Origin of the sequence: Staphylococcus arlettae, assembly GCF_002902345.1 — a bacterium.
GTDB classification, from domain to species: Bacteria; Bacillota; Bacilli; order Staphylococcales; family Staphylococcaceae; genus Staphylococcus; species Staphylococcus arlettae.
In genome coordinates this window covers 127,402-152,958 of the sequence record NZ_PPQB01000022.1, presented here as the reverse complement: position 1 = coordinate 152,958, position 25,557 = coordinate 127,402, and the positions used below count along the sequence as shown (strand labels likewise).

General features: G+C 35.2%; 22 protein-coding genes and 1 other annotated feature. Of the genes, 11 read left to right on the top strand and 11 right to left on the bottom strand.

From position 1 onward, the window contains the following. The first annotated feature begins 82 nt into the window (after positions 1-82). The 8 genes from CD036_RS10865 to CD036_RS10830 all read left to right on the top strand — a co-directional run bounded on the left by CD036_RS10865 (position 83) and on the right by CD036_RS10830 (position 9,701). The gene (locus tag CD036_RS10865) at positions 83-601 is read left to right on the top strand and encodes a TetR/AcrR family transcriptional regulator (protein ID WP_103388639.1); all 519 of its coding nucleotides are present in this window, start codon (positions 83-85) and stop codon (positions 599-601) included. Between the two features lie 75 nt (positions 602-676). Further along, positions 677-1,630, top strand: a complete 954-nt coding sequence (locus CD036_RS10860) for an SDR family NAD(P)-dependent oxidoreductase (protein ID WP_103388638.1) — start codon at positions 677-679, stop codon at positions 1,628-1,630. 685 nt (positions 1,631-2,315) lie between these two features. Beyond that, a complete protein-coding gene (locus tag CD036_RS10855; protein ID WP_103388637.1) occupies positions 2,316-2,669 on the top strand; it encodes a hypothetical protein in 354 nt (117 codons plus the stop codon). Positions 2,670-2,925: 256 nt separating this feature from the next. Then, complete coding sequence (dcuS, locus tag CD036_RS10850; protein ID WP_172606430.1) at positions 2,926-4,524, top strand: DcuS/MalK family sensor histidine kinase; 1,599 nt, start codon at positions 2,926-2,928, stop codon at positions 4,522-4,524. Beyond that, positions 4,521-5,234, top strand: coding sequence for a response regulator (locus tag CD036_RS10845; RefSeq protein ID WP_002509676.1), 714 nt, complete (start codon positions 4,521-4,523; stop codon positions 5,232-5,234). The genes dcuS and CD036_RS10845 overlap by 4 nt, the downstream gene beginning before the upstream one ends. Before the next feature lie 184 nt (positions 5,235-5,418). Continuing rightward, entirely contained in the window at positions 5,419-6,762 is a 1,344-nt protein-coding gene (locus tag CD036_RS10840) for a 2-hydroxycarboxylate transporter family protein (RefSeq protein ID WP_103388636.1), read from the top strand. Positions 6,763-6,793: 31 nt separating this feature from the next. Further along, complete coding sequence (locus CD036_RS10835; protein ID WP_103388635.1) at positions 6,794-7,978, top strand: NAD(P)-dependent malic enzyme; 1,185 nt, start codon at positions 6,794-6,796, stop codon at positions 7,976-7,978. Between the two features lie 262 nt (positions 7,979-8,240). Beyond that, positions 8,241-9,701, top strand: coding sequence for a carbon starvation CstA family protein (locus CD036_RS10830; RefSeq protein WP_103388634.1), 1,461 nt, complete (start codon positions 8,241-8,243; stop codon positions 9,699-9,701). A gap of 274 nt (positions 9,702-9,975) precedes the next feature. Here the strand turns inward: CD036_RS10830 and CD036_RS10825 are convergent, their stop codons facing one another. The 9 genes from CD036_RS10825 to CD036_RS10785 form a co-directional block, all read right to left on the bottom strand. After that, positions 9,976-10,317 carry a DMT family transporter gene (locus CD036_RS10825; RefSeq protein WP_103388633.1) on the bottom strand — a complete coding sequence of 114 codons (342 nt, stop codon included), beginning with the start codon at positions 10,315-10,317 and terminating at the stop codon, positions 9,976-9,978. Between the two features lie 13 nt (positions 10,318-10,330). Continuing rightward, positions 10,331-10,642 carry a DMT family transporter gene (locus tag CD036_RS10820; protein WP_276330037.1) on the bottom strand — a complete coding sequence of 104 codons (312 nt, stop codon included), beginning with the start codon at positions 10,640-10,642 and terminating at the stop codon, positions 10,331-10,333. Continuing rightward, positions 10,643-11,179, bottom strand: a complete 537-nt coding sequence (locus CD036_RS10815) for a TetR/AcrR family transcriptional regulator (protein ID WP_103388631.1) — start codon at positions 11,177-11,179, stop codon at positions 10,643-10,645. 191 nt (positions 11,180-11,370) lie between these two features. Beyond that, the gene (locus tag CD036_RS10810) at positions 11,371-11,649 is read right to left on the bottom strand and encodes a TM2 domain-containing protein (protein ID WP_002509669.1); all 279 of its coding nucleotides are present in this window, start codon (positions 11,647-11,649) and stop codon (positions 11,371-11,373) included. A 273-nt stretch (positions 11,650-11,922) separates the two neighbouring features. After that, a complete protein-coding gene (locus CD036_RS10805; protein ID WP_103388630.1) occupies positions 11,923-12,666 on the bottom strand; it encodes a cyclase family protein in 744 nt (247 codons plus the stop codon). A 23-nt stretch (positions 12,667-12,689) separates the two neighbouring features. Further along, positions 12,690-14,936 (bottom strand): 5-methyltetrahydropteroyltriglutamate--homocysteine S-methyltransferase, encoded by a 2,247-nt coding sequence (gene metE / locus CD036_RS10800; protein ID WP_103388629.1) that lies wholly within the window; start codon positions 14,934-14,936, stop codon positions 12,690-12,692. Then, positions 14,930-16,771, bottom strand: coding sequence for a bifunctional homocysteine S-methyltransferase/methylenetetrahydrofolate reductase (locus CD036_RS10795; protein WP_002509666.1), 1,842 nt, complete (start codon positions 16,769-16,771; stop codon positions 14,930-14,932). Before CD036_RS10795 ends, metE begins: the two co-directional genes overlap by 7 nt. Continuing rightward, positions 16,725-17,900: a cystathionine beta-lyase MetC gene (metC, locus tag CD036_RS10790; protein ID WP_103388628.1), complete on the bottom strand. Its 1,176-nt coding sequence runs from the start codon at positions 17,898-17,900 to the stop codon at positions 16,725-16,727. Before metC ends, CD036_RS10795 begins: the two co-directional genes overlap by 47 nt. Beyond that, on the bottom strand, positions 17,897-19,000 hold the full coding sequence (locus CD036_RS10785; protein ID WP_103388627.1) for a PLP-dependent transferase: 1,104 nt from the start codon (positions 18,998-19,000) through the stop codon (positions 17,897-17,899). The genes metC and CD036_RS10785 overlap by 4 nt, the downstream gene beginning before the upstream one ends. Positions 19,001-19,060: 60 nt before the next feature. Next, positions 19,061-19,378: a binding site (T-box leader), on the bottom strand. 201 nt (positions 19,379-19,579) lie between these two features. On the opposite strand from CD036_RS10785, the gene CD036_RS10775 reads away from it, so the two are divergent. After that, entirely contained in the window at positions 19,580-20,413 is an 834-nt protein-coding gene (locus CD036_RS10775; protein WP_103388719.1) for a ParB/RepB/Spo0J family partition protein, read from the top strand. A 217-nt stretch (positions 20,414-20,630) separates the two neighbouring features. On the opposite strand, the gene CD036_RS10770 is transcribed toward CD036_RS10775, so the two are convergent. Both CD036_RS10770 and CD036_RS10765 read right to left on the bottom strand, forming a co-directional pair. Then, entirely contained in the window at positions 20,631-21,500 is an 870-nt protein-coding gene (locus CD036_RS10770; protein WP_103388626.1) for an SDR family oxidoreductase, read from the bottom strand. Positions 21,501-21,842: 342 nt separating this feature from the next. Beyond that, positions 21,843-23,000, bottom strand: coding sequence for a globin domain-containing protein (locus CD036_RS10765; protein ID WP_103388625.1), 1,158 nt, complete (start codon positions 22,998-23,000; stop codon positions 21,843-21,845). Positions 23,001-23,195: 195 nt separating this feature from the next. Between CD036_RS10765 and CD036_RS10760 the strand changes: the two genes are divergently transcribed. Continuing rightward, positions 23,196-24,080, top strand: coding sequence for an AraC family transcriptional regulator (locus CD036_RS10760; RefSeq protein ID WP_103388624.1), 885 nt, complete (start codon positions 23,196-23,198; stop codon positions 24,078-24,080). A gap of 178 nt (positions 24,081-24,258) precedes the next feature. Beyond that, entirely contained in the window at positions 24,259-25,557 is a 1,299-nt protein-coding gene (locus tag CD036_RS10755; protein WP_021459374.1) for an alpha-glucosidase/alpha-galactosidase, read from the top strand.

Sequence of the window (25,557 nt, the reverse complement as noted above, 5' to 3'; positions counted from 1 at the left end):
ATCAAAATATATAATTTGTGTTATTTTACATCATGGTCTATAATATTTAGTGATTAATCAATAAATATTATAGAGGTGTTTTATGAAAAATAATAATAGCGCAAAAAGAGAGCAAGAAATCTTAGAGGCTAGCTTAAAAGCATTTGCTGAAAATGGTTATTATAAGACAACTACAGCTCATATAGCCACAATAGCTAATATTTCACAACCATATGTGTTCAAGTTTTTTAAAACAAAAGAAGAATTGTTTATAGCTTCTTTAAATCAAGCATTTGATAGAATTATACAAAGCTTTAAAAATATTGAATCGACAAAAGAGAACATTGTAGAAGATATGATTGATGTTTATGAAAATATTTCTACAACATACCCTAATGAGGTTTGCATTCAAGTCGTCGCGCTTTCTGTAACAGAAGAAAACATACAACAAACTGTCAGAACGGGACTATTAAATATTAGAAGTTATGTATTGGATAGATTTATAGCTGAAGGTGTAAGTGAAGCAGAAAATGAAGTAACTACTTTCTTATCAAGAGGTATACTGTGCAACATCTCACGATTTATCAATGCTCCAGAATTGATTGATCGTAGTATAAATTGATAACTACTTTATGTAGTTATTTATTTTTAAATTTTATTTATTGATTAATCACTAAATTAAAAGGGCGTGTTTATAATGAAAAAAGCTATCGTTTTAGGTGCAACTGGTGGTACAGGAGAAGCTGTTGTTTCGGAATTATTACGTCGAAATATAGAAGTTATTGCTTTTGGTCGTTCAAAAAATAAATTGCAAAATTTAATTTCAAAATATAATAATACAAATCTTTCTTATGCTTTAGGGGATATATTTAATTACCAATCAATTGAAAATGCATCTGTAGATGTTGATATTATCTTTCAATGTGCAAACGTACCTTATCAAGAAATGGAAGAAAAGTTACCCATCATTGGTAATAATGTAATGAAAGTAGCTGATAAGTTATCAAAAAAAATCGTCATCGTTGATGGGATATATGTTTATGGTCATCAATCTGCGATAGGTGATGAAAATCATCCCAAATTGCCACATACAAAAAAAGGAAAAATACGTCTTCAATTTGAAAATTTAATATTTGATAGTAACAAATGGAAAAAAGCGAAACCGTTAATTGTGAGATTGCCAGATTATTTTGGACCGAGCTCTCAAAATTCATATTTACAACCTACAATAAATGGTGTTTTAAACGATAAAAATACTATATTTATCGGTAATTTGAAAACACCGCGTGAGTATATATATTTACCAGATGCAGCTAAAATGATTGTGAATATTGCTGAAAAAGACGATGCTTATGGTGAAAATTGGAATATACCAGGAGGAAATCCTATATCTGGAAAAGAAATTATTCATTTGGCTCGTAAAATTACTAAATATAAAAAAGCAATAATACCATTAAATAAGACAATGATATTTTTAATGGGAATATTTAATCCTTTTATGAGAGAAATTACTGAAATGATGTATATCACGAAGGATGGCTTTATTTTAAATAATCAAAAATATAAAGACCGAGTTGGTCCAATTATAAAAACTGATTTTGAACAAGCTTTAAAAGAAACATTAAGTCATAATGGCAAAAATAAAGTATAAAAATAAGTACAAATCTTTTCATTTGTTCCCTTCAAACTGTCGATAAAGTCTCTGACTTTGTTGGCAGTTTTTGTGCTCGCTTTCTAAGGACTCTGACTTAGCCTGTAGTCTTCGGTTAGTGTTATTCCCATAAAAAACTGCAAGTATTGTGATATAGCCAATATATATAATATGCATCAGTATCAAGCACCTCTTAATTTAAATAACATTCAATTGGATTGTTTTTCATTACTTCGACAAAAACAATGATTTATTTTATAGTAAATAATTTTCTGCACTAAATTGTTCAACAAATTAAAATGTTTTCGAATGTATTACATGATAATTTCTAAAAAATTACAATTTCGTTGTAATGAGTGATTTTTAATAATATTTAGTGCTTTTTATATCAAAAATTGATAATATATTTATTCGTAAGTTATTAAGTAGCGATAGTATTGTTTAAAGGAACATATATAATATTTATAAATTGTACCAGCGCACAAATGTCAGACGCTATGAATTTTTAATGGCACTGACCAATTCACATATATGTAAGATAATGACCCAACATGTTAACTAGGTGCAACCAGTAGTGGTTGTCATACAGAGTTTCCTTTAAAAATAGATGAATCATGAAATGTTTCAGCATTAATCATGCTATATCACACTTAATATCAAAAATGACAAAGTAAGAGGTATAAAAATGATTAAAGCAACAATGCAAGATCAAGAAAATGATAAGTATTTACTACAAATTGTAGATGCACATGTAATGAAGCGCATAACGAAAGACACACAAGAAAGCGTGTACTGCTGTTTATATCAAAGTGATATGTTGACGTTACACGCGCTAACTTCGTATACTAATGAACTAAAGGTAACAAAAGATTACATTGGAGCGGCTAACATCAATTCGACACTAACAGCTATGGGTAATGGTTATTACCAAGCAACAGTGGCATTATTTAGCCAGTCAGCACAAGAGTTACGTCATGCAACAGAACATTTAACATTACTAGATGTCACTACAGCACGTAATTATATGTTAACAGCATAAACTATAGTTACATTAGCCTATAATAAGTGAACACGAATAGAGCAAGGTTTGAGACCAACGTATAATATTGGTTTCTACCTTGCTTTTTATTTTTTTATAATGCTAAAAGTTAATACATCATAATTTTAAAATGCAATTTAAATATGGAATCATCTTAATAATAGGTTGTAAAATTATGTTTTTCCGATATGATTATTTTTAAAAGTAAATTATGATCTAGCGATTAAATAGATGTAAGTTAAGAGGGTGGGGAGTCTTGCAGAAAAAACGAATGAAACTGAGTACAACAATTATTATCTTAGTAGGTATTGTTGTATTATCGGCGCTAGTGGTGACGAGTATTTTAATTAGCAATACCGTCCGAGAGGCTGTGCGACATACTGCAGAGGAAAAATCTCAAGTTGTTTCACGGACGATTGCGCATTCTGAAATTGTAAAATCTGGTTTGCAACATCAACAAGATGAACAGAAAATTCAAGAGTATACGTCTGAAATTCAATCAGTGACAGACGTGAGTTTTATAGTAGTCATGGATATGAATGGTATACGTAAATCACATCCTAAGCCTGAGCGTATTGGCAAGAAATTTCAAGGTGGAGATGAATATCCTGTATTACATGGTCGTGCTAGTATGTCAGAATCGAAAGGAACACTTGGCAAATCATTGCGCTCATTTACACCGATTTATGATGGTGATGAACAAATTGGTGCTGTAGCAGTAGGGATACCAATGGAAAATGTGAATGAAGCCTTTGCCAATGCTAACCGTGATATAATTTTAGGTGCTATTTTTGGCATTTTAGTAGGTATTGTCGGTGCAATTTTATTATCACGTTATATTAAAAAGATACTTCACGGCTTGGAGCCATCGGGCATTGCTCAATTGTTAGGGGAGCGTAATACTATGTTGCAATCTGTACATGAAGGCATTGTGGCTGTGAACCGTGATGGTCGTATCAACTTAGTTAATAAGTCAGCGCAAGATATCTTTAATAAAGCAGGGTTGCCTTCAGATCCAATAGGAATGCCTATTACAGATTATATGGATTCGACACAGTTGCCTACAGTACTAGAAACAGGTAAACCAGAACACGATGAAGAACAAAATATTAATGGATTGAAAATTTTAGTCAATCGGGTTCCCCTCTATGTCAATAATGAAATTGTGGGTGCAATATCTACATTTAGAGATAAGACAGAGATGGACCAGTTATCTCAACAATTAGTGGGCGTGCAAACATATGCGGAAACACTACGTGCGCAATCGCATGAATTTCGTAACCGACTACATGTTATTCAAGGTATGTTGCAAATGGAAAATTATGACGACTTACAGTTGTATATTAATGATATTGTAGAACATGGGTCAGAAGAAGATGATAATATTGCGACACATATTAAAGATGCGGCATTAGCTGGTTTTCTTATTGGAAAATTAAGTTTAGCACGGGAACAGAACATTACTTTAACGATTATAAATAAAACGGTAATTCCAGAGCCCCAGCATTCCTATTTAACGCATGAAATCATTACAATTGTAGGAAATTTAATAGATAATAGTATGGATTCACTCGCAACTGTTAGCACCAAATTAATTGATGTACAATTGAAATACGATTTAGAATATCTTTATATTGATGTGATTGATTCTGGCAAAGGTTTGAGTGAAGAAATGAAACAGAAAATCTTTGAAAAAGGTTATTCCACAAAAGGTAACCATAGAGGATACGGGCTGTATCTCGTGAAGCAAAGTATCGATAAAGTACAAGGGAATATTACGATAACAACACCAGAACATGCTGGTACGATGTTTTCAGTGACGATTCCTTATCCGGAAAGAAGGCGTGAACAATGATTCGAGTATTAATTGTAGAAGACGATCCCATGGTCGCACAATTAAACAAACAATTTTTAGCTAAAATTGAAGGCTATACGCTAGTAGCTATGGCGAATAGTGTGGCAGAGGCACGTGAACGGTTAACTACAGAAGTAATTGATTTAGTTCTTTTAGATGTTTATATGCCAGAAGAGGATGGCTTAGCGTTGTTAAGTGATATTCGTGCGCAACAACTACCAACGGATGCGATATTAATAACGGCAGCTACCGATGTGACTCAAGTACAAACAGCTTTACGCTATGGTGCAGTCGATTACTTAATAAAACCATTTGAATTTGAGCGCTTTAAAACAGCATTAAATAAATATAAGCAACATTATGATTTGTTACATGGTCAACAGTCTATATCACAGACGTCATTAGATCGTCAGTTATTGTCACAAACCCAAACACCAGATAATACGCAAGCCAACTTACCTAAAGGGTTAACGCAAAAAACATTACAAGCGATTATTAATAAAGTAAATGATTCTGGAGAACGTGCTTTCTCTACTGATGAAATTGCGGAAATGGCAAATATTTCACGTGTATCTGTACGTAAATATTTAAAATTTCTAGCTGATATAGAAGTATTAGAAGAATCAATGACATACGGTATCGGTAGACCGGTCTATTTATATACATTTAATAAAGAGAATATGTATATCGTACAACAATATTTACAATAGTTTTGAATGCCAAGTAACAATGGTAAACAGTGTTCTGTAGAGCGCAATAATTGTGTTCAGAAATAATAAGTAGAGCAAATGATAGCGCTTTTTTTAATTACAAAAAGATTATTAAACTTTCATAAACTAGGCTTCCCCCTTATTTCGCATTAGGATGAATATATGTTAAATGAGGGGGATTATTATGATTTCAAAAAGTGAAATGAAAGCGGTTTCTTCTGGGCTGGGAGACAGAGATGCAAGCTTATGGACGAAAATAACACAGCTTAAAGTGGGCGTAGTGCCATTACCATTATATATAACGTTAGCAATTATTATTTATGCAGCATCTGTTTATAATACTTTGCCACCAGATATGATTGGTGGTTTTGCAGTTATTATGATTATTGGGATTTTACTCGGCGATTTAGGTTTGAAAATTCCTATTTTAAAAGATATTGGTGGACCGGCCATTTTAGCCTTATTGATTCCATCTATATTAGTATTTTTAAATGTAATTAATCCGGCTACGATGAAAGCTGTAACGACATTAATGAAAACATCGAATTTTTTATATTTGTACATTTCGTGTTTAGTGGTCGGTAGTATTTTAGGTATGAATGGCAAAATGTTAATTCAAGGCTTCACGCGTATGTTTGTGCCATTAATTGTAGGTACAGCATCATCAATTATCGTTGGTATCGGCGTCGGTTTTTTATTCGGTTATGATGTCATGCACACTTTATTTTACATCATCGTACCTATCATTGGCGGTGGCATTGGTGAAGGGATCTTACCTTTATCGTTAGCGTACTCGTCTATTTTAGGTGAGTCAGCTGAGTCATTTGTAGGTCAAATGATCCCCGCAGCAGTCATTGGTAATATTGTTGCTGTGGTATCGGCAGGTTTAATGATGAGATTAGGCGAAAAAAACAAAGCATTGTCAGGCAACGGGACTTTAGTTAAATCTGACGGTAAAAATGATTTAACGGCAGAAACGCAAAATGAAAAGAAACCAATCGACTTTGGCTTAATGGGTGCAGGTTTACTTATCGCATGTAGTTTCTTTATTTTCGGTGGGTTAGCAGAAAAATTTATAGGTATACCAGGTCCGGTTATTATGATATTACTTGCAACATTTATTAAATGTTTACAATTGATGCCACAGAAAATGGAAGACGGTGCGCATCATTTATATAAATTTGTTTCTACAAGTTTGACGTGGCCGCTTATGGTTGGTTTAGGTATGTTATATATTCCACTGGAAGATGTCGTGAAAATTGTAACACCAGCCTATGCTATTATTTGTGCTTCAGTCGTTATTACGATGGTAAGTTCAGGTTATTTTGTCGGAAAATTAATGAATATGTATCCTGTAGACGCAGCGATTGTTACAGGTTGTCACAGTGGTTTAGGCGGTACTGGTGATGTAGCTATTTTATCAGCATCAAGACGTATGTCCTTAATGCCATTTGCGCAAGTAGCTACACGTATTGGCGGGGTTTCCACAGTTATTGGCGCATCATTATTATTAAAACTTTTAAATTAATTAAGAAAATAGAACAATAAGGAGTATTAAAATGACTACACACACATATAAAGCAGAAGCACTTGCACTACATGAACAATACGCAGGTAAAATAGAAGTCGCGAGTAAAATTGAAGTCAATAGCGAAGAAGATTTAAGCGTTGTTTATACCCCAGGTGTGTCGGAAGTCTGTAAAGCAATTGCTGCAGATGAAACGAAAGTAAACAAGTTAACATCGAGAGGCAAAATGATTGGTGTTGTAACAGATGGTACAGCTGTTTTAGGTTTAGGAAATATTGGTCCGAAAGCCGCATTGCCAGTAATGGAAGGGAAAAGTATTTTATTTAAATCTTTTGCAGGCTTAGATGCTTTTCCAATTTGCCTTGATACAACAAATACCGAAGAAATTATTGCTATGGTAAAAGCGTTACAACCTAATTTTGCAGGCATTAACTTAGAAGATATTGCAGCCCCACGATGCTTTGAAATTGAAGCACGCTTAAAAGAAGAATTAGATATTCCAGTCTTCCATGATGATCAACACGGTACAGCAATCGTTGTGTTAGCCGCATTACTCAATGCTAGTAAAGTAGTAAAGAAACAACATGATGACTTAAAAATTGTTATTAATGGGGCAGGATCCGCAGGTATTGCTATAGCTCGATTATTATTAGCTGCAGGCTACAACAATATTTCATTAGTGAGCTTAGAAGGTGTAGTGTGTGAAGGTGCAGACTGGATGAACCCAGCCCAACAAGACATTGCAACACAGACAAACAGTGCGCATATACAAGGTGATTTAAATGATGTCATTGTCCAAGCGGATGTCTTTATCGGTGTATCGGGACCTAACGCTTTATCATCAGCACACATCGCTACAATGAATGAGAATCCAATTATTTTGGCTTTAGCCAATCCAGTGCCGGAAATATATCCCGAAGATGCTCGTGCTGCAGGTGCCACAGTTATCGGAACAGGACGCTCAGATTATCCAAATCAAATTAATAATCTACTCGCTTTCCCGGGTATCTTTAAAGGTATTTTACAAGCACAGAAAAAAGATATTACGATGGCAGCAAAAGTAGCAGCAGCTCATGCAATTGCTGAAGTAATTGCCCCATCAGAATTAACTGTCGATTACGTTATTCCTAGCGCGTTAAATCCTAATGTAGTAGATGCGGTGGCAGATGCTGTAGAAGCGGCCGTGACAGAAGATCAAGCTGTGACAATGAACTAAATCTAGTAATAATACAAACTTATAACGGCACTAAAAAGTACCTTAGATTAAAGTACTTTCAGACTGTCGACAAAGTCTCAGACTTTGTTGGCAGTTTTTTTGTGCACGATTTCCGCTACAAAATCAGCTAATATAAGCACGCAGCATAAATAGTTTCATACGGGAGTATATCAATAAATTAATTCCTAACATTGTGCATTTCAATAAGTTATGATTAAATTAAAGAAAACGCTTTCAATAGAAATGAGGGGGATTATTTACTATGATTACTTTTATTGTATCGATCATTTTGCTAGTGGTAGGTTATTTCACATATGGTAAATACATTGATAAGATGTTTGGTCCTAATAAAGAGCGACCTACACCAGCCTATGATCAACGTGATAATGTTGACTATTTACCGATGAAAACGTCGTCGAATTCATTAATACAATTGCTGAATATTGCAGGGGTTGGACCTATTTTCGGTCCAATTATGGGAGCATTGTATGGTCCAGTAGCATTTATTTGGATTGTAGTGGGATGTATTTTTGCCGGTGCAGTTCACGATTATTTAACAGGTATGATTTCTATTCGTAACAAAGGGGCACATTTACCTGAATTAGCAGGGAAGTTTTTAGGTAAGGTCATGAAGCACTTTGTTAATATCTTCTCAATATTATTGTTATTACTGACAGGTACAGTTTTTGTGACAAGTCCGGCATTATTATTACATAACTTAATGGATGGTCGTATTGCTTTAGGCATTATTATCTTTGTGATATTTGTTTATTATGTATTATCGACAATCTTACCAATTGATAAGATTATAGGTCGTGTTTATCCAATTTTTGGAGCCTTATTATTAATTAGTGCGGTAGGTATTGGCTTTAGATTGGTTCAAACGGGGGCACCGATTCCAGAAATAAACATTCAAAATATGCATCCAGATGGCGCACCAATCTTCCCGTTATTATTCTTTACAATTACATGTGGGGCCTTATCTGGTTTCCATGCGACACAAACACCGATTATTTCTAGAACAACAAATAAAGAGAAAAATGGTCGTTTTATCTTTTATGGCATGATGATTGCAGAAGGTATCATCGCTATGATTTGGGCTGCTGCTGGTATGAGTTTATTTAATGGTTACAGTGGTTTACAAGATGTCTTAGCACGTGGTGAAGCGGCATTAGTTGTAAGTGAAGCGTCGCATTTATTATTAGGTTCAGTATTTGGTACGATTGCTGTTCTGGGCGTTATTATCTTACCAATTACGAGTGGTGATACGTCATTTAGAAGTGCGCGTATGATTATTGCTGATTATTTAAATATAGGGCAAAGTAAAATTATGAAACGTATATGGGTGGCGACTCCATTGTTTGTTATCAGCTTTGGTTTAACGCAAGTAGATTTTACTATATTATGGCGCTATTTCTCATGGGCGAACCAAACGACTGCCGTTGTAGCATTATGGGTAGGTGCAATGTATTTACTATTAGCTAAGAAAAACTTTTGGGTGGCAGCTATCCCAGCTACATTTATGACATGGAATATTTTCGTCTATATTTTAAGTCAAAAAATCGGGTTAGGGTTAGACTTAACATTAAGTTATTATCTTGGCTTTGGTTTAACGTTATTATGGATTATTTACTTCGTCTACCAATATAAACAAACGGTAGCGCAAACGTCATTTGAATTAGATCATCAAATACCATATGGTCAAAATACTGTGTCGTCTTAATCGTTGAATAAATAGCTAAAGAGCCTAACTCTAAGTAGGGTTAGGCTCTTTAAGTATGTCTACAGGAAGTCTAAAAGATAAGTAGTAGACATCCATTTTTAAGTTAAGCTGTAATGTTTCACGCTAAACAATAACAGTTTTTAATCACTTATATAGATTACTGACAGATGGCGTCGGTCAAAAATATAATTTCCTAAAAAGCTTGTGTCGTCGCACTTCGGCAAGGATGACTACAATTGAAATATGGCTAGGTCGAATTAATAATGTCTCAAACTTATTTGGGGTTAACACTTTTGTTGGTGAAGTCCAAATTCATAATAACAACCCCAGTAATAACCACGACGATACCGATAACATTGACGACCGATAAAATTTCATTGAAAAAAAGTGCACCAATCAATGTAGTGCCAGCTGTACCTAACGCAGCCCAAATACTATATGCTTTGCTTAAAGGTAATGTTTTTAAAGAAAATAATAAAAAGATAAATGCGATACCGAAGCTAATAATTAATATTATGCTTGGAATGACATTGGTGAATCCTGAGGATAACTTCAACATTGAAGTACCAAAAATTTCAAAACCAATAGATAATAATAAATAAAGATAACCTTGCATGTACAATACCTCCTTAAAGCCTCAACAGTATGAGTCCGATAATAAGTAACATCAAACCAATTATCGTTTGACGTTGAATACGTTCTTTAAAAATAATAAAACCTACTGCCGCTGTTAAAGCAGTACCAATACCACTCCAAGCTGCATAAGTAAAACTAAGTGGAATCGACATTACTGTTAAAGACAAAAAATAAAATGCTAAAAGATAGCCGACAATGACACCAAGAACAGATAGTTTCTTGCGTGATATTGCGCTAAATTTTAACATCGTGGAACCGAAAATTTCAGAAATAATGGCACCTGCTAAATAAATAATTCCCATCACTTATTCCTCCTGAGCGAGTGAATTTAACATATCGAATATAATACGTTCTATATGAGCCATTTGTGCGGTATCAGCTTCTTCATACATGATAGTAAACCATAAACCATCACTCATTAAACGTAATTTTAAGATTTCATCAGGATCTCCTTGATCTTGAGCAAAGCGTGCTGACCATTGTTGCACCACTTTTTGCCATAATCGTAAGCTGTTTTTGTCTTCCTGCGAAGATATAAGCACAGCAGTTAATTGAGCGTTTGATGATTGACGTAAATAATCTAGCGTAGTTAATACATAAGCACGGGTAAATACATAATTCCCAGACAACTTGGAGATATGATGTTCTATACTTTGTTCAAAATCTGCAATAGCCATTTCATTCATTTTTTGAATTAATGTGTCTTTATTATTGAAGTGATATAAGACACCACCTTTAGTGATATTAGCTTTTTTAGCTAAGTAATCCATTGTTAATTTTTGCATACCTTCTTCTTGAATAATTGTAGCTGCATGCTGTAATAATTCTTGTTTTTTATTCATCACGATACCTCATTAATGTTTACTATACTGACCGTTCAGTAAAGTAAATTTAACATAGAATAATTAAGTACGCAATTTTACATGTTAAAGGACGATTGAGTTTAAGTTTTGAATGTGTGAAGAAACTTTATATACAAAAAGCCAAGTAAACACTTCTTATATGAGTGCTTACTTGGCTTTTTAAGTGCGTTTTATGTTGTTGATGATGATAGTTCGCGGCACATTTTAGGGATAAGGAAGAGATCGATGATCAGCCATATCCATAAGATAAATAGCAAACCATACCCAATGAAGATAGGTGATGTAACCCAACCAGTAAGGCCTAGTCCTACTTGCCAAATGGCGGTATTAAATTTTCGTCCATAAAACCGATGTGCCCCTAATTGACCAAAAAAGAACCAAAGTATGTATGCGATGATGAGTTTATTACGTTCGACTAAAGTATTCGACTGTGTATCTACTTCTGACATTAAGTGAAATCCTCCTTGATAACTCATAGTATTTATTATATTGACTGTTTTAACACTATAAAACATTAAAATAGGGGCGAGCTAGAAATCACTAGTTGTAGTGTGAATTCCTATGCTCGTCCCTGTAATGATGACTATAGAGCAAAATGTTGCTATAGCAATTGCTCAAGGTCATATATAATGAAATAGAAAGGGTAGAATGTTGTAGTAAAGGGCTCAATTTTTACTACACAAGTTCAAATGTAAATGGCTAGTTTACTTTACTTGTTTGGCTCAAGGTTTGATCGCGAATGCACGCACGGGAAACCCAGGTGCATTTTTGGGTTTGGGGCTAATCGTATAAATGATTGCACCCCTAGTTGGGAGTTGATCTAAGTTAGTTAACAGCTCGATTTGATACGTGTCTTGACCAAGGACATAACGCTCTCCTCTAATATCTCCATATTTAGCGACATCTACAGAAGCGTCTGTATCAAAGGTTTCGTGACCGATGGCTTTAATGTTACGTGTTTCAAAGAGAAACTGTAATGCATCAAGGCCCCAACCTGGTAAATGTAATTGTCCGTCACTATCTTTATTTTCAAACTGTTCGATATTGGGCCAACGTTTAGACCAATCTGTACGTAAGGCGACAAAAGTATGCGGTTCAATTGTGCCATGTACTTGTTCCCATTGTAATATATGGTCTTTGGTAACGATAAAATCTGCATCTTGTGCAACTGCTTCGGAAAAGTCTAAAACAATTAATGGCAATACTAATTCTTTAAGTTCTAATTCTTCCAAGTAACGTTGGTGTGGCACAAAATGGATGGGAGCATCGATATGAGTACCATACTGCGTCACGAGATTCCAACGTTGTACAAAAAAGCCATGATCTTCGATGTTATATAATGTAGAAACTTCGGCTTTTTCAAACTCACTAAAGCGTGGGCTATGCTCATCAAAGGTGTGTGTTAAATCTACCCACTCTGTTTGTTTTAACTGTTCTAGTTGGTCCCATAATGGATATTGTGTCATTGTATCAATGCTCCTTTACTTAATTAAACTGTTGCTGGATCTTTAGATTCGCGTAATTTTTCTACTGAATTGACTAATACAGTTAAGGCTTCACGTACTTCATCTTCTTTACGTGTTTTCAATCCACAGTCAGGGTTAACCCAGAATAATGAACGATCGATTTCTTGCAATGCACGGTGGATTGCAGTTGTGATTTCATCTTCTGTTGGAATACGTGGGCTGTGAATATCGTATACGCCTAAACCAATACCTAAATCGTAAGTGATGTCTTCAAAGTCTTTAATTAAATCACCATGACTTCTAGATGTTTCAATAGAAATAACATCAGCATCTAAATCATAGATGGCATGAATGATTTGTCCGAATTGAGAATAACACATATGTGTATGAATTTGTGTTGCATCTGCCACAGATGATGTAGATAGTTTGAATGAATGAACAGCTTTGTCTAAATAATCTGCATGGTATTCAGAACGTAATGGTAATCCTTCACGTAATGCAGGTTCATCGACTTGAACAATTTTAATGCCTGCTGCTTCTAATGCTAAAACTTCTTCGTTAATAGCTAAAGCAATTTGGTCTTGGACATCTTCACGTGGTAAATCGACGCGTTCAAATGACCAGTTCAAAATCGTAACCGGACCTGTCAGCATACCTTTTACTGGTTTGTCAGTTAAATTTTGGGCATATACTGTTTCTTTGACAGTTAATGGTTCTGTCCATTTTACATCTCCGTAAATAATTGGTGGCTTCACGGCACGAGAACCATAAGACTGTACCCAACCAAATTTAGTTACTAAGAACCCTTGTAATTTTTCACCGAAGAATTCAACCATGTCATTACGCTCAAATTCACCATGAACAAGCACATCTAAACCGATATCTTCTTGAATTTTGATCCAACGTGCAATTTCATCTTGTAAAAATGTTTTATATGCTTCGTCAGAGATACGGTTGTTTTTCCAATCAGCACGTTGTTTACGCACTTCAGTTGATTGTGGGAAAGAACCGATTGTAGTTGTTGGTAAATCTGGTAAGTTGAGTTGTGCGTCTTGTTGTTTTTTACGTTCTGCAAATGGTGATTGACGTGTATCACGCACTTGTGAAAAGTCATATTCTAGATTTTTAAACGCTTGGTTTTGGAAACGTTCATAACGTGCTTTTAACACATCAAATTTGTCAGAATCATTGTCATTGATTACACGTTTTAATGCATCGAGCTCATCTAATTTCTCAGTAGCGAAGCTTAAGCCTTCAGCAATCGTTTCATCTAAAGTTTCATCATCTAATGAAACTGGAACGTGTAGTAATGATGCTGATGGTTGCACCACTAATTCGGATGTATAGTTTTGTAGTGTTTCAATTAAGTCTTTTTTAGCGGCAATATCGGCAGCCCAAACGTTACGGCCATCAATAATTCCAGCGTAAATGGCTTTATCTTGGTCTAAATCACCAGATTTAAGTTGCTCTAAGTTGTAACCACGGTCGTGGACGAAATCTAACCCAAAACCTTTAACAGGTAAAGTATTTAAAAACTTAATATTCGCACGTTCAAAATATGTTTGAATTACTAATTTGCTAGCAACTCCTGCTTCAGCGAAATAATCATAAGCTTGTTTAGTAATATTTTCGAAATCTGCACTTGCATCTGTCACAAGGACTGGCTCATCAATTTGAATATATTCAGCGCCAGCATCTACAAGTGATTGTAATACTTCTTTATATAATGGTAGTAACGTTTGAACTTTTTCTTCAAATGTTTGGTTGCCACCTTTTGATAGTTGAACAAATGTAATAGGGCCAACAATAACAGGATGCGCATTAACATTTAATGATTGGGCATAATTAAAACGTTCTAATAAAACATTGTGATTTAATTTTGGTTCAGCGTTATCCCACTCAGGAACAATGTAATGGTAGTTCGTGTTAAACCATTTAATTAAAGCACTCGCTACGTGTTCTTTATTACCTCGGGCAATGTCGAATAACAGATCATTATTAACTTCACGTCCTTGGAAGCGTTCCGGAATTATATTGAAGAGTAATGATGTATCTAAAATGTGATCGTATAATGAGAAATCACCGACTGGAATACTATCTAAATTATAATTTTTTTGCAGTAGTAAATTTTCTTTGTGTAAGTCTGTTAATTGTTGATTTAACTCTGCTTCAGAAATTTTGTTAGACCAGTAACTTTCGATTGTCTTTTTCCATTCTCTTTTTCTACCTAACCTTGGGAAACCTAAATTTGATGTTTTAATTGTCATAATATTGCCTCCTGTTTTGTTGAAGTGATGGTTTTCGAGTATGCTGCTAGTTCTAAAGAAAAATCTACACGTTGGAAGGGTGTAATCAGATATAAGCCGTTGAAATATTCATGTACAGTGTCGATAAGCTCTTTGCATATTGAAATGCTGAGCTCGCGTGTCTTTTCTTTATCGTTTTTAACTGCTTCAAATTGAGTTAATATTTCTTCAGATAGTTTTATGCCAGGTACTTCGTTGTGTAAAAACAACGCGTTGTTATAACTGGTGATTGGCATAATACCAATAAAGAAAGGTACATTTAAATGCTTTGTTGCTTCATATACTGCTTTGATTTTTTCTTTACTATAAACGGGTTGGGTAATGAAGTAATTCATTCCGCTATCGATTTTCTTCTCTAAACGTCGAATAGCCCCGTCTAGTTTACGTACGTTAGGATCAAATGCTCCTGCGATGTTGAAGTTCGTTGCTTGCTTCAGCGCATCACCATCAGTATTGATTCCTTGATTAAAACGTTGTGCGATTTCTGTTAATCCTTTGGAGTTCACATCAAAAACATTCATGGCACCGGGAAGGTTACCAATTTTTGAAGGATCACCAGTAATGGTTAATATTTCGTCGACGCCAATGAGTGACAGACCGAGTAAATGAGATTGTAAACCTATAAGGTTACGGTCACGACAGGTAATGTGTACTAACGGTTCAATATTATAATTTTGCTTGATTAGACTAGCTGCCGCGATGTTGCTGATGCGGACAGTAGCTAAGGAATTATCAGCTAACGTTACCGCATCTATATCGGCGTCATCTAATTTTTTGATATTTCTGAAAAATAAGCTTGTATCGAGATGTTTGGGTGTATCTAATTCAACAATAATAGTTGGACGTTGTTTCACTTTAGTAGTTAAATTAACTTTGGAACTTGTCGTTGTTGTTTTAGTTTGGTGTTTAGTTATAGGAATAATATCTTTATGTGTAACAGGTTTTAAGTCTTTAATAGATGACTTAATAAATTTAATATGTTCGGGTGTTGTACCACAACAACCACCGATCAGGCGAACGCCTTCATTTATTAATTTTTGAGCGACGCTACCAAAATATTCAGCGTTATCACTATATTTAAATTCACTGTTATCGATATCTAATAGACTCGCGTTTGGATAACAAGATAAGTAACCGTCATCCGGTAATTCAATATGTGAAAAAGATTGCTGCATATGGTGAGGTCCATGATGACAATTTAATCCTACAACATCGGCGCCACTGGCTTTAAGTTGTTGTAATGCGCTATTGATTTCTGAACCATCACGTAAATAATTGGTATTAGAAGCTGTTAGTTGAGCGACGATAGGAATATCATATTTACGACGTGTCGCTTGAATGATATTTGTTAGTTCTTCTAAATCATAATACGTCTCGAAGAGTAAACCATCAACGCCAGCTTCTACTAAAGTATCGACTTGAATGCCTGTATGGTATTGGATGGCAGATAAGCTTAAGTCCTCTTGGCGCACACCTCGAAAGCCGCCAACGGTACCTAAGATATACGTATCATCATTGGCAGCCTGTTGAGCAATTTTAACGGCAGCCTGATGTATGTCCTTCACTTTATGTTCTAATCCGTAAGCTTTGAGCTTCTCGAAATTAGCTCCATACGTATTGGTCTGAATAATGTCAGCGCCAGCATCTATATATGAACGATGAATATGTTCGACTTTTTCTGGATGGCTGAGATTATATGCTTCAGGACAAGTATCTAAGCCTTCAGAATAAAGTATTGTTCCCATCGCGCCGTCAGCGATGAGTATGTTGTGTTTGAGTGCTTGTAACAGTTGAGTCATTAAAAGCCTCCTTAAATGCGTAGTTAAAGTCAGCGATAAGTTCATCTGGGTCTTCTAGACCAACACTTAGTCTAAACAGACCAAAGGTAATATTGCGTGCTTCACGTACATCTTGAGGCACTGCTGCGTGTGACATTGTGGCTGGGTGTGACAAGATCGTTTCAACACCGCCTAGACTGACTGAAACAAGTGGTAGTGACAATGCGTCTACAAAAGTTTGTGCTTTATTTTCATCTTTTAAACGGAAACCGAGCACAGCACCGCCATGTTTAGCTTGTGCTAAATGTGTCTCATTATGTCCCGGGTAATAAACTTCTGCGACTTCATCGCGTTCTGATAAGAATGTAACTAATTGTTGCGCGTTACTTACAGATTGATTAAAGCGTACAGGTAAAGTTTTTAAATGTTTAGCCAATGTCCAACTATCTTGTGCAGATAAGGCATTACCTGTACCGTTTTGTAATAAGTACAACGCATCTGCGACAGCTTTATTATTAGTAATAGCGACTCCAGCAATAATATCGCTATGACCACCTAAAAATTTAGTAGCACTGTGAACAACGATATCTGCACCTAATGTCAATGGAGATTGTCCTAGTGGTGTCATAAAGGTATTGTCAACTGCTACTAGTAAATCACGTGCTTGTGCTAATTGAGCAACTGCTTTAATATCAGTGATTTTAAATAGTGGGTTGGATGGTGTTTCTAAATAAATCAATTTAGTTTGTGACTCAATTGCATCTTCAATTGCCGTAACGTCTGTTGTATCTACAGTAGTGAATCGTATATTAAAGCGTGTTAAAATTTGTTCTGTTAAACGGAACGTACCTCCGTATACATCATCAGGTAAAATGACGTGATCGCCACTATTAAGCGTGAGTAAGACTGATGAAATAGCAGCAATACCTGAAGCATAAGCAAAGGCGTAGTCAGCACCTTCAAGTTTAGCTAGTTTTTCTTCTAATAAATTACGGTTAGGATTGCCACTGCGTGCATAATCATATGTTGTATCGCCACCTAGTACTTGTTGATGGAACGTTGATGAATCATATAATGGTGGGTTTGCTGAATCATAGTCCTGTCCACGGTGTGCATCATATATTACTTCTGTTTCTTTTGATAAAGTCATGAAATCACTCCTACTTTAGATTTTTCTAATGCTTGAATAATATCTGCTTCGATATCTTCATAGTTTTCAACGCCAATAGATAAACGGATTAAATATTCGTCAATGCCACGTTTATCTTTTTCTACATCGGGCATATCAACATGTGTTTGTGTATATGGGAAGGTAATCAATGTCTCAGTACCACCTAAGCTTTCTGCGAAGATACAAACATCAATGTTTTCTAAAAATTTGGCAACGCTATAGTCTTTGTGTAAACGTAAACTCATCATACCGGTGCGGCCGCTGTATAATACTTCAGAGATTGATGATAACGTCGAACATCGCTCTGCAAGTCGTTTGGCATTTTCTTCTGAACGATCTAAGCGTAAATGTAATGTTTTTAGACCTCGTTGTAATAAATAACTATCGATCGGTGATAATGTCGCTCCAATCATATTGTGTAAGGCGTTAAAGTCTTCAGCGAGTTGTGGGTCTTTAACTGTTACGATGCCTCCTAAGACGTCGTTATGACCTCCGATATATTTAGTACCTGAATGTAAAACAATGTCTGCACCTTCCTCTAATGGTGTTGAAAGATAAGGTGTTAAGAACGTATTATCAATAATAGTTAACAAGTTACGCTCTTGGCTTAAAATATAGTAAGGTTCAAGGTCGACCTCTAACATTAAAGGATTTGATATTGGTTCAATAAAAAGTGCACGTGTTTGTGGTGTTAGTGCTTGTTGTACTTCTTCGTAATTTAAAAAGTCGACATATTTAAATTTCACGCCATATTGTTGTTCATAAAAATCAAATAGTCTAAATGTACCTCCGTACAAATCAAAAGATACGAGCACCTCATCTCCTGGTTTGAAAATATTACAAACGAGTTGAATTGCTGCCATACCGCTAGACGTTGCAAAGGAAGCTATACCGCGTTCTAATTTAGCAAACGCTTCTTCAAATGCTGAACGTGTAGGGTTTTTCGTTCTTGTATAATCAAAACCCGTCGATTCTCCCAAATGCGGATGCTGATATGCAGTTGATAAATAAATAGGGTTGGCGATAGAGCCAGTAACATCTTGTGTTAATGCGATTTGAGCCAATTCAGTATTTTTCATAATATATAACCTCCTAAAAAATAAAAAAGCTTCCGTCCTTTAGACCCGAAAAATTCGGATATAAAGGACGAAAGCTTGCTTCGTGGTACCACCTTAGTTTGTTGTTTTATTGCTAAAACAACCTTATCCAGTACGCTAACAGTTGATGCATCGACATTTTGAATCTATAGAAGATTTCAAAACAATGGAAATTAATTCCAGTTTGGCATGTAACTGATGTTAATACTGTATCGCTATAACGGGCGATCCCGATGATGCCTCATATTGGCATCAGCACTCAAAGGCCATTTTCAAACTTGCTTTCTGTGTCTTCTTTCAGCAACTGAAGACTCTCTGTGCCAGCAGGGTTAGTTCTACTTTCCTTATTACTGTGTTTAGCTATTTGTTTTAACTGATAAATCATAGCTTACACATTAAAAGAAATTTTGTCAACAACTTTTCTGAAAATTTAGATTAACGAGATTATTTTGATATTAGAATAAAAAGGCTAATCTGCGCTAGTATAAATATTTCTACTTGTTCTCACGTATAAAAATTCATAAAATAACAGTAAAGCTGTTAGAAAGGTAGGTGAATATCATCGCACAGACAGAAGACAACCGTTTAATTACTACCCAGGATGAAGAGGTGCAACATATTGCACTAGATCAAATTAAAGCCAATCCATACCAACCCCGAAAAACATTTGATGATACTAAATTAGATGATTTAGCGGGTTCTATTCGACAACACGGCATTCTACAACCAATTGTCTTACGGCAAACTATAAAAGGCTATCATATTGTAGTAGGTGAACGCAGATTTCGTGCATCACAACGTGTGGGTCTGACAACGATTCCTGCTATTGTCAAAACAATGACAGATGAAGATATGATGGAACTTGCGATTATTGAAAACTTACAGCGCGAAGACTTGAACGCAATTGAAGAAGCTGAAAGCTATCGTAAATTAATGGATGACCTACAATTAACACAACAAGAAGTTGCGACACGCTTAAGTAAATCGAGACCGTATATTGCTAATATGTTACGTTTACTTAATTTACCAACTGAAATCATGCGAATGATTCGCGATGAACAACTTTCGGGAGCACATGGACGTACACTATTAGCTGTTAAAGATAAGCGCACAATGAATAAAATGGCGCAGCAAGCCTACGAGGAGTCTTGGAGCGTACGTTATTTAGAGGATTGTATCAATTCAGCAAAAAATAGCAAGACATCAAAACAAGCTTCAACGAGTAAGAAAAAGCCCAAGTTTATTCAACAACAAGAACGGCAATTAAGAGACCAATATGGCTCAAAGGTGAATATTTCTACCGTGAATAAAAAAGGGCACATCACATTTGAATTTACTTCCGAGGAAGAATTTAAGCAATTGATACAACAACTTAATGCCCAATATCGAAAATAAGCATAGTATCTTTGCAGTCATGCATTATGAAGTAGTAGTCAAACACTTGTTAACGGTGTAATGGTAATAAATAGGACAAATATCAGCAATATAAAAAGCGCGTGCCTTAAGAGAAGGCGACGCGCTTTTATAATACGTTTTAATTATTAAGATTAACCTTTTAGAGAAATTGAGTTTACTCTGAGTGTCAGCAACACATTCATGATTTGTTAACTCCTTAACTCGTAATATAATCGCCGCCATTCACGTGAATAACTTGTCCAGTAATGTAAGAGCTATCAGCGTAAGAAGCCAAGAAAACATATGCAGGTGCTAGCTCTGCTGGCTGTCCTCGTCTCCCCATCGGTGTGTCATCACCTTGGTGTTCGACTTTGTCTTGGCTAAAAGTTGCAGGGATGAGTGGCGTATAAATAGGACCAGGAGCTACAGCGTTGACCCGTATCCCTTTTTCAACCAAGCTTGTAGCAAGTGAACGTGTAAATGCTACGATTGCGCCTTTAGTGGCAGCGTAATCTATTAAATGACCGGAACCACGATAAGCTGTCACACTCGTTGTATTAATTATAGCATCGCCTGATGAGAGGTGAGGTTCAGCTGCTTGAGATAAAAACATCATACCAAAAATATTAGTCTCAAATGTTTCTTTAATTTGCTCCGGTGTGATGTCAGCAAAGTGATCTTGTGGGAATTGGACACCACCATTATTTACTAAAATGTTGAGTTGGCCGAAATCGGTAATTACTTGTTGAATTAATGCTTGAGAGTCAGCTACGCTTTTTAAATCATGTGCATATGCTTTAGCTGTCACTCCAAAAGATTTAATATAAGCAACAATGTCATCAGCATCGCTATGCTCGTCATAATAACCTATGGCGACATGAGCACCTTCTTTAGCATAAAGCGTTGCTATCGCACGACCAATACCAGAATCGCCCCCAGTAATGAGTGCGACTTTACCTTGTAATTTTCTGCCTGCTTGATAGTCATCAAATTCAGAAATGGGTTTCGGCTGCATATCTTTTTCGATACCAGGTTGACGCTGTTGTACGTATCCTTTTATTTCTTTATGAAAATCAACTAAGTTCATAAAGCACCTCCAAAAGTGTCATTATTAATCCGATACCACCTGTAGTACAAATGAAACTTAGTTACAATTATTATATTGCTATTCAAACAAAAAGGAGATTAGTATCGTGAAATACTAATCTCCCGTCTGTTATGAGTTTAAAACATCGCCTTACATCAAATCGTGATATTAGAGTTAGTTTGAAGTGTGACGATGTTTATTGAATGCGTAAACTAATTAATAGTAATACCAATTTTATAAGGTTGTTTACCTATTATAAATCTGAAAATATGGAATTCCCTTAAAATAACATAAGCAATCAAGTGTTTTCGCGTAAAAGCTACTATTATAACGATATTTTAGTTAAGCTTGTGATGAAGCAGAAAAGCTCAATCTTGGAATGAACGTTTCAAAGTGAACATTTTCTTGTGGTATATCTAATGTTTGTAGTTGCATAATCATTGAATTTAGGAACGAATTACCACCACAGATGTAAATTTCAGTGTTTGCATCTACATACTCTTGTAATTGTTTAGAATCGATAAAGCCATCAACATCTCTAAAATGAGTTTTGAATTCACCTTGTGCGACAGAGTTATTAATGTCGTTCAATTCTTGTTCAAATGCTACATTATTGTCATTAGATGTAACTTGAATAAATGTAGCTGCTAATTGTTTATTTGCTGCTTCGCGGTACATTGATACTAAAGGTGTCACTCCTACACCAGAACCTAAGAATAATTGTTTATTCTTGTTATTGGCTAAACCGAAACCACCAACCGGTGCCGATATATTTAAAGTATCACCAATAGTTACTTCATCATGTAAAATTGTTGAAACTTCACCTTCATGACCTTCAGTTACATCGCGTCTTACACCAAATGTTAAATAGTTTGTATCACCATCAACAATAGAATAATGACGTTTAGCTCTGTACGGTAATTTGTCACTGGCTACGTCAACCGTAATATATTGACCAGGTATAAACTGACTTAAATCTATATTTTCTGATGTAATTGTGAATGATTTTATGATCTCTGTTTGTTCTTTAATGTCTGTGACTTTGAATGGCTGGAAGCCGTCCCAAGCCATGTTACTGTAAACTTCTTGTTCTAAACCGATAAATGCATCTGCAATTGCTTGATATGCTTTGCCCCACGTTTGGATAACTTCACTATCATCTGTCAATCCAGTCACTTCTTTAATAGCCCATAATAAATTTTCTCCAACAATGGGATAGTGTTCCGGTTTTACTTGTAAAGCGCAGTGTTTATATACTACTGGCATAATAGCAGGAACGATAGGTGACAAATCATCGATATTATCGGCAGCTGCTAAAACGGCCATAGCTAGTGCTGAAGATTGTAAACCTTTTTTCTGGTTTGTTTGGTTAAAAACATTTTTTAATTCTGGATGTGTTTCAAATAAGCGTTTATAAAATTTCGAGGTAATTGTTTGTCCTTCTTCTTTTAGTAAAGGTACCGTGTCTTTAATAGTACTAATTTCTTTTTGAGTTAACATAATATGACCTCCTTATTTATCTAACTTAATTATTAAACTATTGTATTAATTGTTCAAGTAAATAAAAGGAAAGTCATAAAGGATTCAAAATTTTAAATTGTGCGTATTTCATCACATTATTTTAACTGAGTAGTTAATGATAATATTAAGATATTAGTAGTCGATAGTATAAGTTCTGAAATAGGGAGTGGTTGTATGAAAATTGCATTAACGCCTAATACATATGGCTTTCGTTTGAAAGGTGATTTTCAAGAAACAGTAGCAGGATTACAAACGACAGGTTATGAAATTAGACAACATCATGATTATCGGTGGGATGGGTTACAACGCGCTGAACAAGATGTTTATATTTTTCAATATACGTTAAGTGGGAAGGGCGCAATACGAATTGGTCAACAACAGTTTTCATTAAGACAAGGTGATGCCTTTTTTGTCAAAGTCCCTAGTGATCATTGTTATTATTTACCATATGAATCTGAACAATGGGAGTTTTTGTACTTTACAATCTATGGCAATATGGCAGCAACACTCTATGAAAAAATACAAGGAAATGCAGCACCCATTTTACAGTTGCCACTCCATGCAGCACCAATACAATTTATCATTGAAACACTAGAAAAAATAGAAAATATAGGTATACATCACGGTTACGAATCTTCTGCGCGTGCTTATACGTTTGTGATGAAATGTCTGGAGTATTTAGAATACGGTGAACAATTGGAGACAGCAGATGACTCACCAATTAATAAAGCAATACGGTACATAGAAAAATATTATTATGAAGATTTATCGTTAGATGATGTTGTAGCGGTGACCCAACTTTCTAAATATTATTTTACCAGGCAGTTTAATGCCGCGATGAAAGTAACACCTATACAGTATTTAACTCAAATACGTATACGTGTTAGCGTCCAATTATTAATAACAAGTGAATTATCAGTGTCTGAGATTGCTAATCAAGTAGGATTTAGGTCTAGTAATTATTTTAGTAAAGTATTTAAAAAATTAATTGGTGTAACACCTGGTAGTTATCGTAAGTATAATAAAGTGATGCCAGTAGATAAATTATTCATTGATTAATAGAGCAATATTTTACTCTTTTCAAAAAAATTTACGATTGATAGATATCAGAATTTTCACTAATCTAAATATAAGATATTGTAATTACAGTAAATGAATACAAGAAATAAAAGGTTTAAGTACTGTAAAAGCAATTTATGAAATCGCAATATTAAACTTATATTTAGGGGGCGGTAATATGAAGAAAATTACGTTTTTAGGTGCAGGTAGTACCGTGTTTGCTAAGAATGTATTAGGTGATTGTATGACTGTTGAGGCATTACAAGATTTTGAATTTGCGTTATATGACATAGACGAACAACGTTTAGAAGATTCTGAACAGATGTTAAACAACTTAAAAAGCAGTTTAAATGCTAGCGTCACAGTACGTGCTTATCATAACCGCAAAGAAGCTTTACGAGATGCTAAATATGTTATTAATGCTATTCAAGTTGGTGGATATGATCCAGCTACTATTACAGATTTTGAGATTCCTAAACAGTACGGTTTACGTCAAACCATTGCTGATACATTAGGTATTGGAGGTATTTTCCGTAATTTAAGAACGATTCCAGTCATGCAAGCATTTGCGCAAGATATGAAAGAAGTGTGTCCAGATGCCTGGTTTTTAAATTACACAAATCCGATGGCCGTGTTAACAAACATTATGCTGCAAGAAGGGATCAAAACAGTTGGCTTATGCCACAGTGTTCAAGTTTGTGCCAATGATTTATTAACATCGTTGGATATGCCAACAGATGGAATTCAGCATAAAATAGCGGGCATCAATCACATGGCATGGTTGCTTGAAATTACTCGTAATGGTAAAGATTTATACCCAGAAATTAAACAACGAGCGAAAGCAAAACAGCAACAGTCACATGACGATATGGTGCGCTTCGAACTCATGGATAAATTTGGTTATTATATTACTGAGTCTTCGGAACATAATGCGGAATATCATCCTTATTTTATTAAAAGCCAATATCCAGAATTGATAGAGCGTTTCAATATACCATTGGATGAATATCCACGGCGCTGTGTCAATCAAATATCAGAATGGGAAAAAATGCGTGATGATATGGTGAATAATAAAAATTTAGAGCATGAACGTTCACATGAATATGGTTCGTATATCATTGAAGCAATGGAAACCAATCAACCGTTTAAAATTGGAGGAAATGTATTAAACACCGGTGGTTTAATTAGTAATTTACCAGAGAATGCTGTAGTAGAAGTGCCGTGTTTAGTGGATAGTAGTGGTATTGCACCGACTTATATTGGTCCGTTACCAGAACAACTTGCAGCATTAAATAGAACCAATATTAACACGCAATTATTAACTATTGAAGCGGCATTGACGCAGAAAAAAGAAAAAATATATCAAGCAGCAATGTTAGATCCTCATACTGCAGCAGAATTATCAATCGATGACATTATTGCACTATGTGATGATTTAATTACAGCTCATGGCGATTGGTTACCAAAGTTCGACTAA

What these genes read in the sequence shown, in the direction of transcription:
- CD036_RS10865 (WP_103388639.1), top strand. Translation starts at nt 83, where the DNA reads ATGAAAAATAATAATAGCGCAAAAAGAGAGCAAGAAATCTTAGAGGCT.
- CD036_RS10860 (WP_103388638.1), top strand. Translation starts at nt 677, where the DNA reads ATGAAAAAAGCTATCGTTTTAGGTGCAACTGGTGGTACAGGAGAAGCT.
- CD036_RS10855 (WP_103388637.1), top strand. Translation starts at nt 2,316, where the DNA reads ATGATTAAAGCAACAATGCAAGATCAAGAAAATGATAAGTATTTACTA.
- CD036_RS10845 (WP_002509676.1), top strand. Translation starts at nt 4,521, where the DNA reads ATGATTCGAGTATTAATTGTAGAAGACGATCCCATGGTCGCACAATTA.
- CD036_RS10840 (WP_103388636.1), top strand. Translation starts at nt 5,419, where the DNA reads ATGATTTCAAAAAGTGAAATGAAAGCGGTTTCTTCTGGGCTGGGAGAC.
- CD036_RS10835 (WP_103388635.1), top strand. Translation starts at nt 6,794, where the DNA reads ATGACTACACACACATATAAAGCAGAAGCACTTGCACTACATGAACAA.
- CD036_RS10830 (WP_103388634.1), top strand. Translation starts at nt 8,241, where the DNA reads ATGATTACTTTTATTGTATCGATCATTTTGCTAGTGGTAGGTTATTTC.
- CD036_RS10825 (WP_103388633.1), bottom strand. Translation starts at nt 10,317, where the DNA reads ATGCAAGGTTATCTTTATTTATTATTATCTATTGGTTTTGAAATTTTT.
- CD036_RS10815 (WP_103388631.1), bottom strand. Translation starts at nt 11,179, where the DNA reads ATGAATAAAAAACAAGAATTATTACAGCATGCAGCTACAATTATTCAA.
- CD036_RS10810 (WP_002509669.1), bottom strand. Translation starts at nt 11,649, where the DNA reads ATGTCAGAAGTAGATACACAGTCGAATACTTTAGTCGAACGTAATAAA.
- CD036_RS10805 (WP_103388630.1), bottom strand. Translation starts at nt 12,666, where the DNA reads ATGACACAATATCCATTATGGGACCAACTAGAACAGTTAAAACAAACA.
- CD036_RS10795 (WP_002509666.1), bottom strand. Translation starts at nt 16,771, where the DNA reads ATGACTCAACTGTTACAAGCACTCAAACACAACATACTCATCGCTGAC.
- metC (WP_103388628.1), bottom strand. Translation starts at nt 17,900, where the DNA reads ATGACTTTATCAAAAGAAACAGAAGTAATATATGATGCACACCGTGGA.
- CD036_RS10785 (WP_103388627.1), bottom strand. Translation starts at nt 19,000, where the DNA reads ATGAAAAATACTGAATTGGCTCAAATCGCATTAACACAAGATGTTACT.
- CD036_RS10770 (WP_103388626.1), bottom strand. Translation starts at nt 21,500, where the DNA reads ATGAACTTAGTTGATTTTCATAAAGAAATAAAAGGATACGTACAACAG.
- CD036_RS10765 (WP_103388625.1), bottom strand. Translation starts at nt 23,000, where the DNA reads ATGTTAACTCAAAAAGAAATTAGTACTATTAAAGACACGGTACCTTTA.
- CD036_RS10760 (WP_103388624.1), top strand. Translation starts at nt 23,196, where the DNA reads ATGAAAATTGCATTAACGCCTAATACATATGGCTTTCGTTTGAAAGGT.
- CD036_RS10755 (WP_021459374.1), top strand. Translation starts at nt 24,259, where the DNA reads ATGAAGAAAATTACGTTTTTAGGTGCAGGTAGTACCGTGTTTGCTAAG.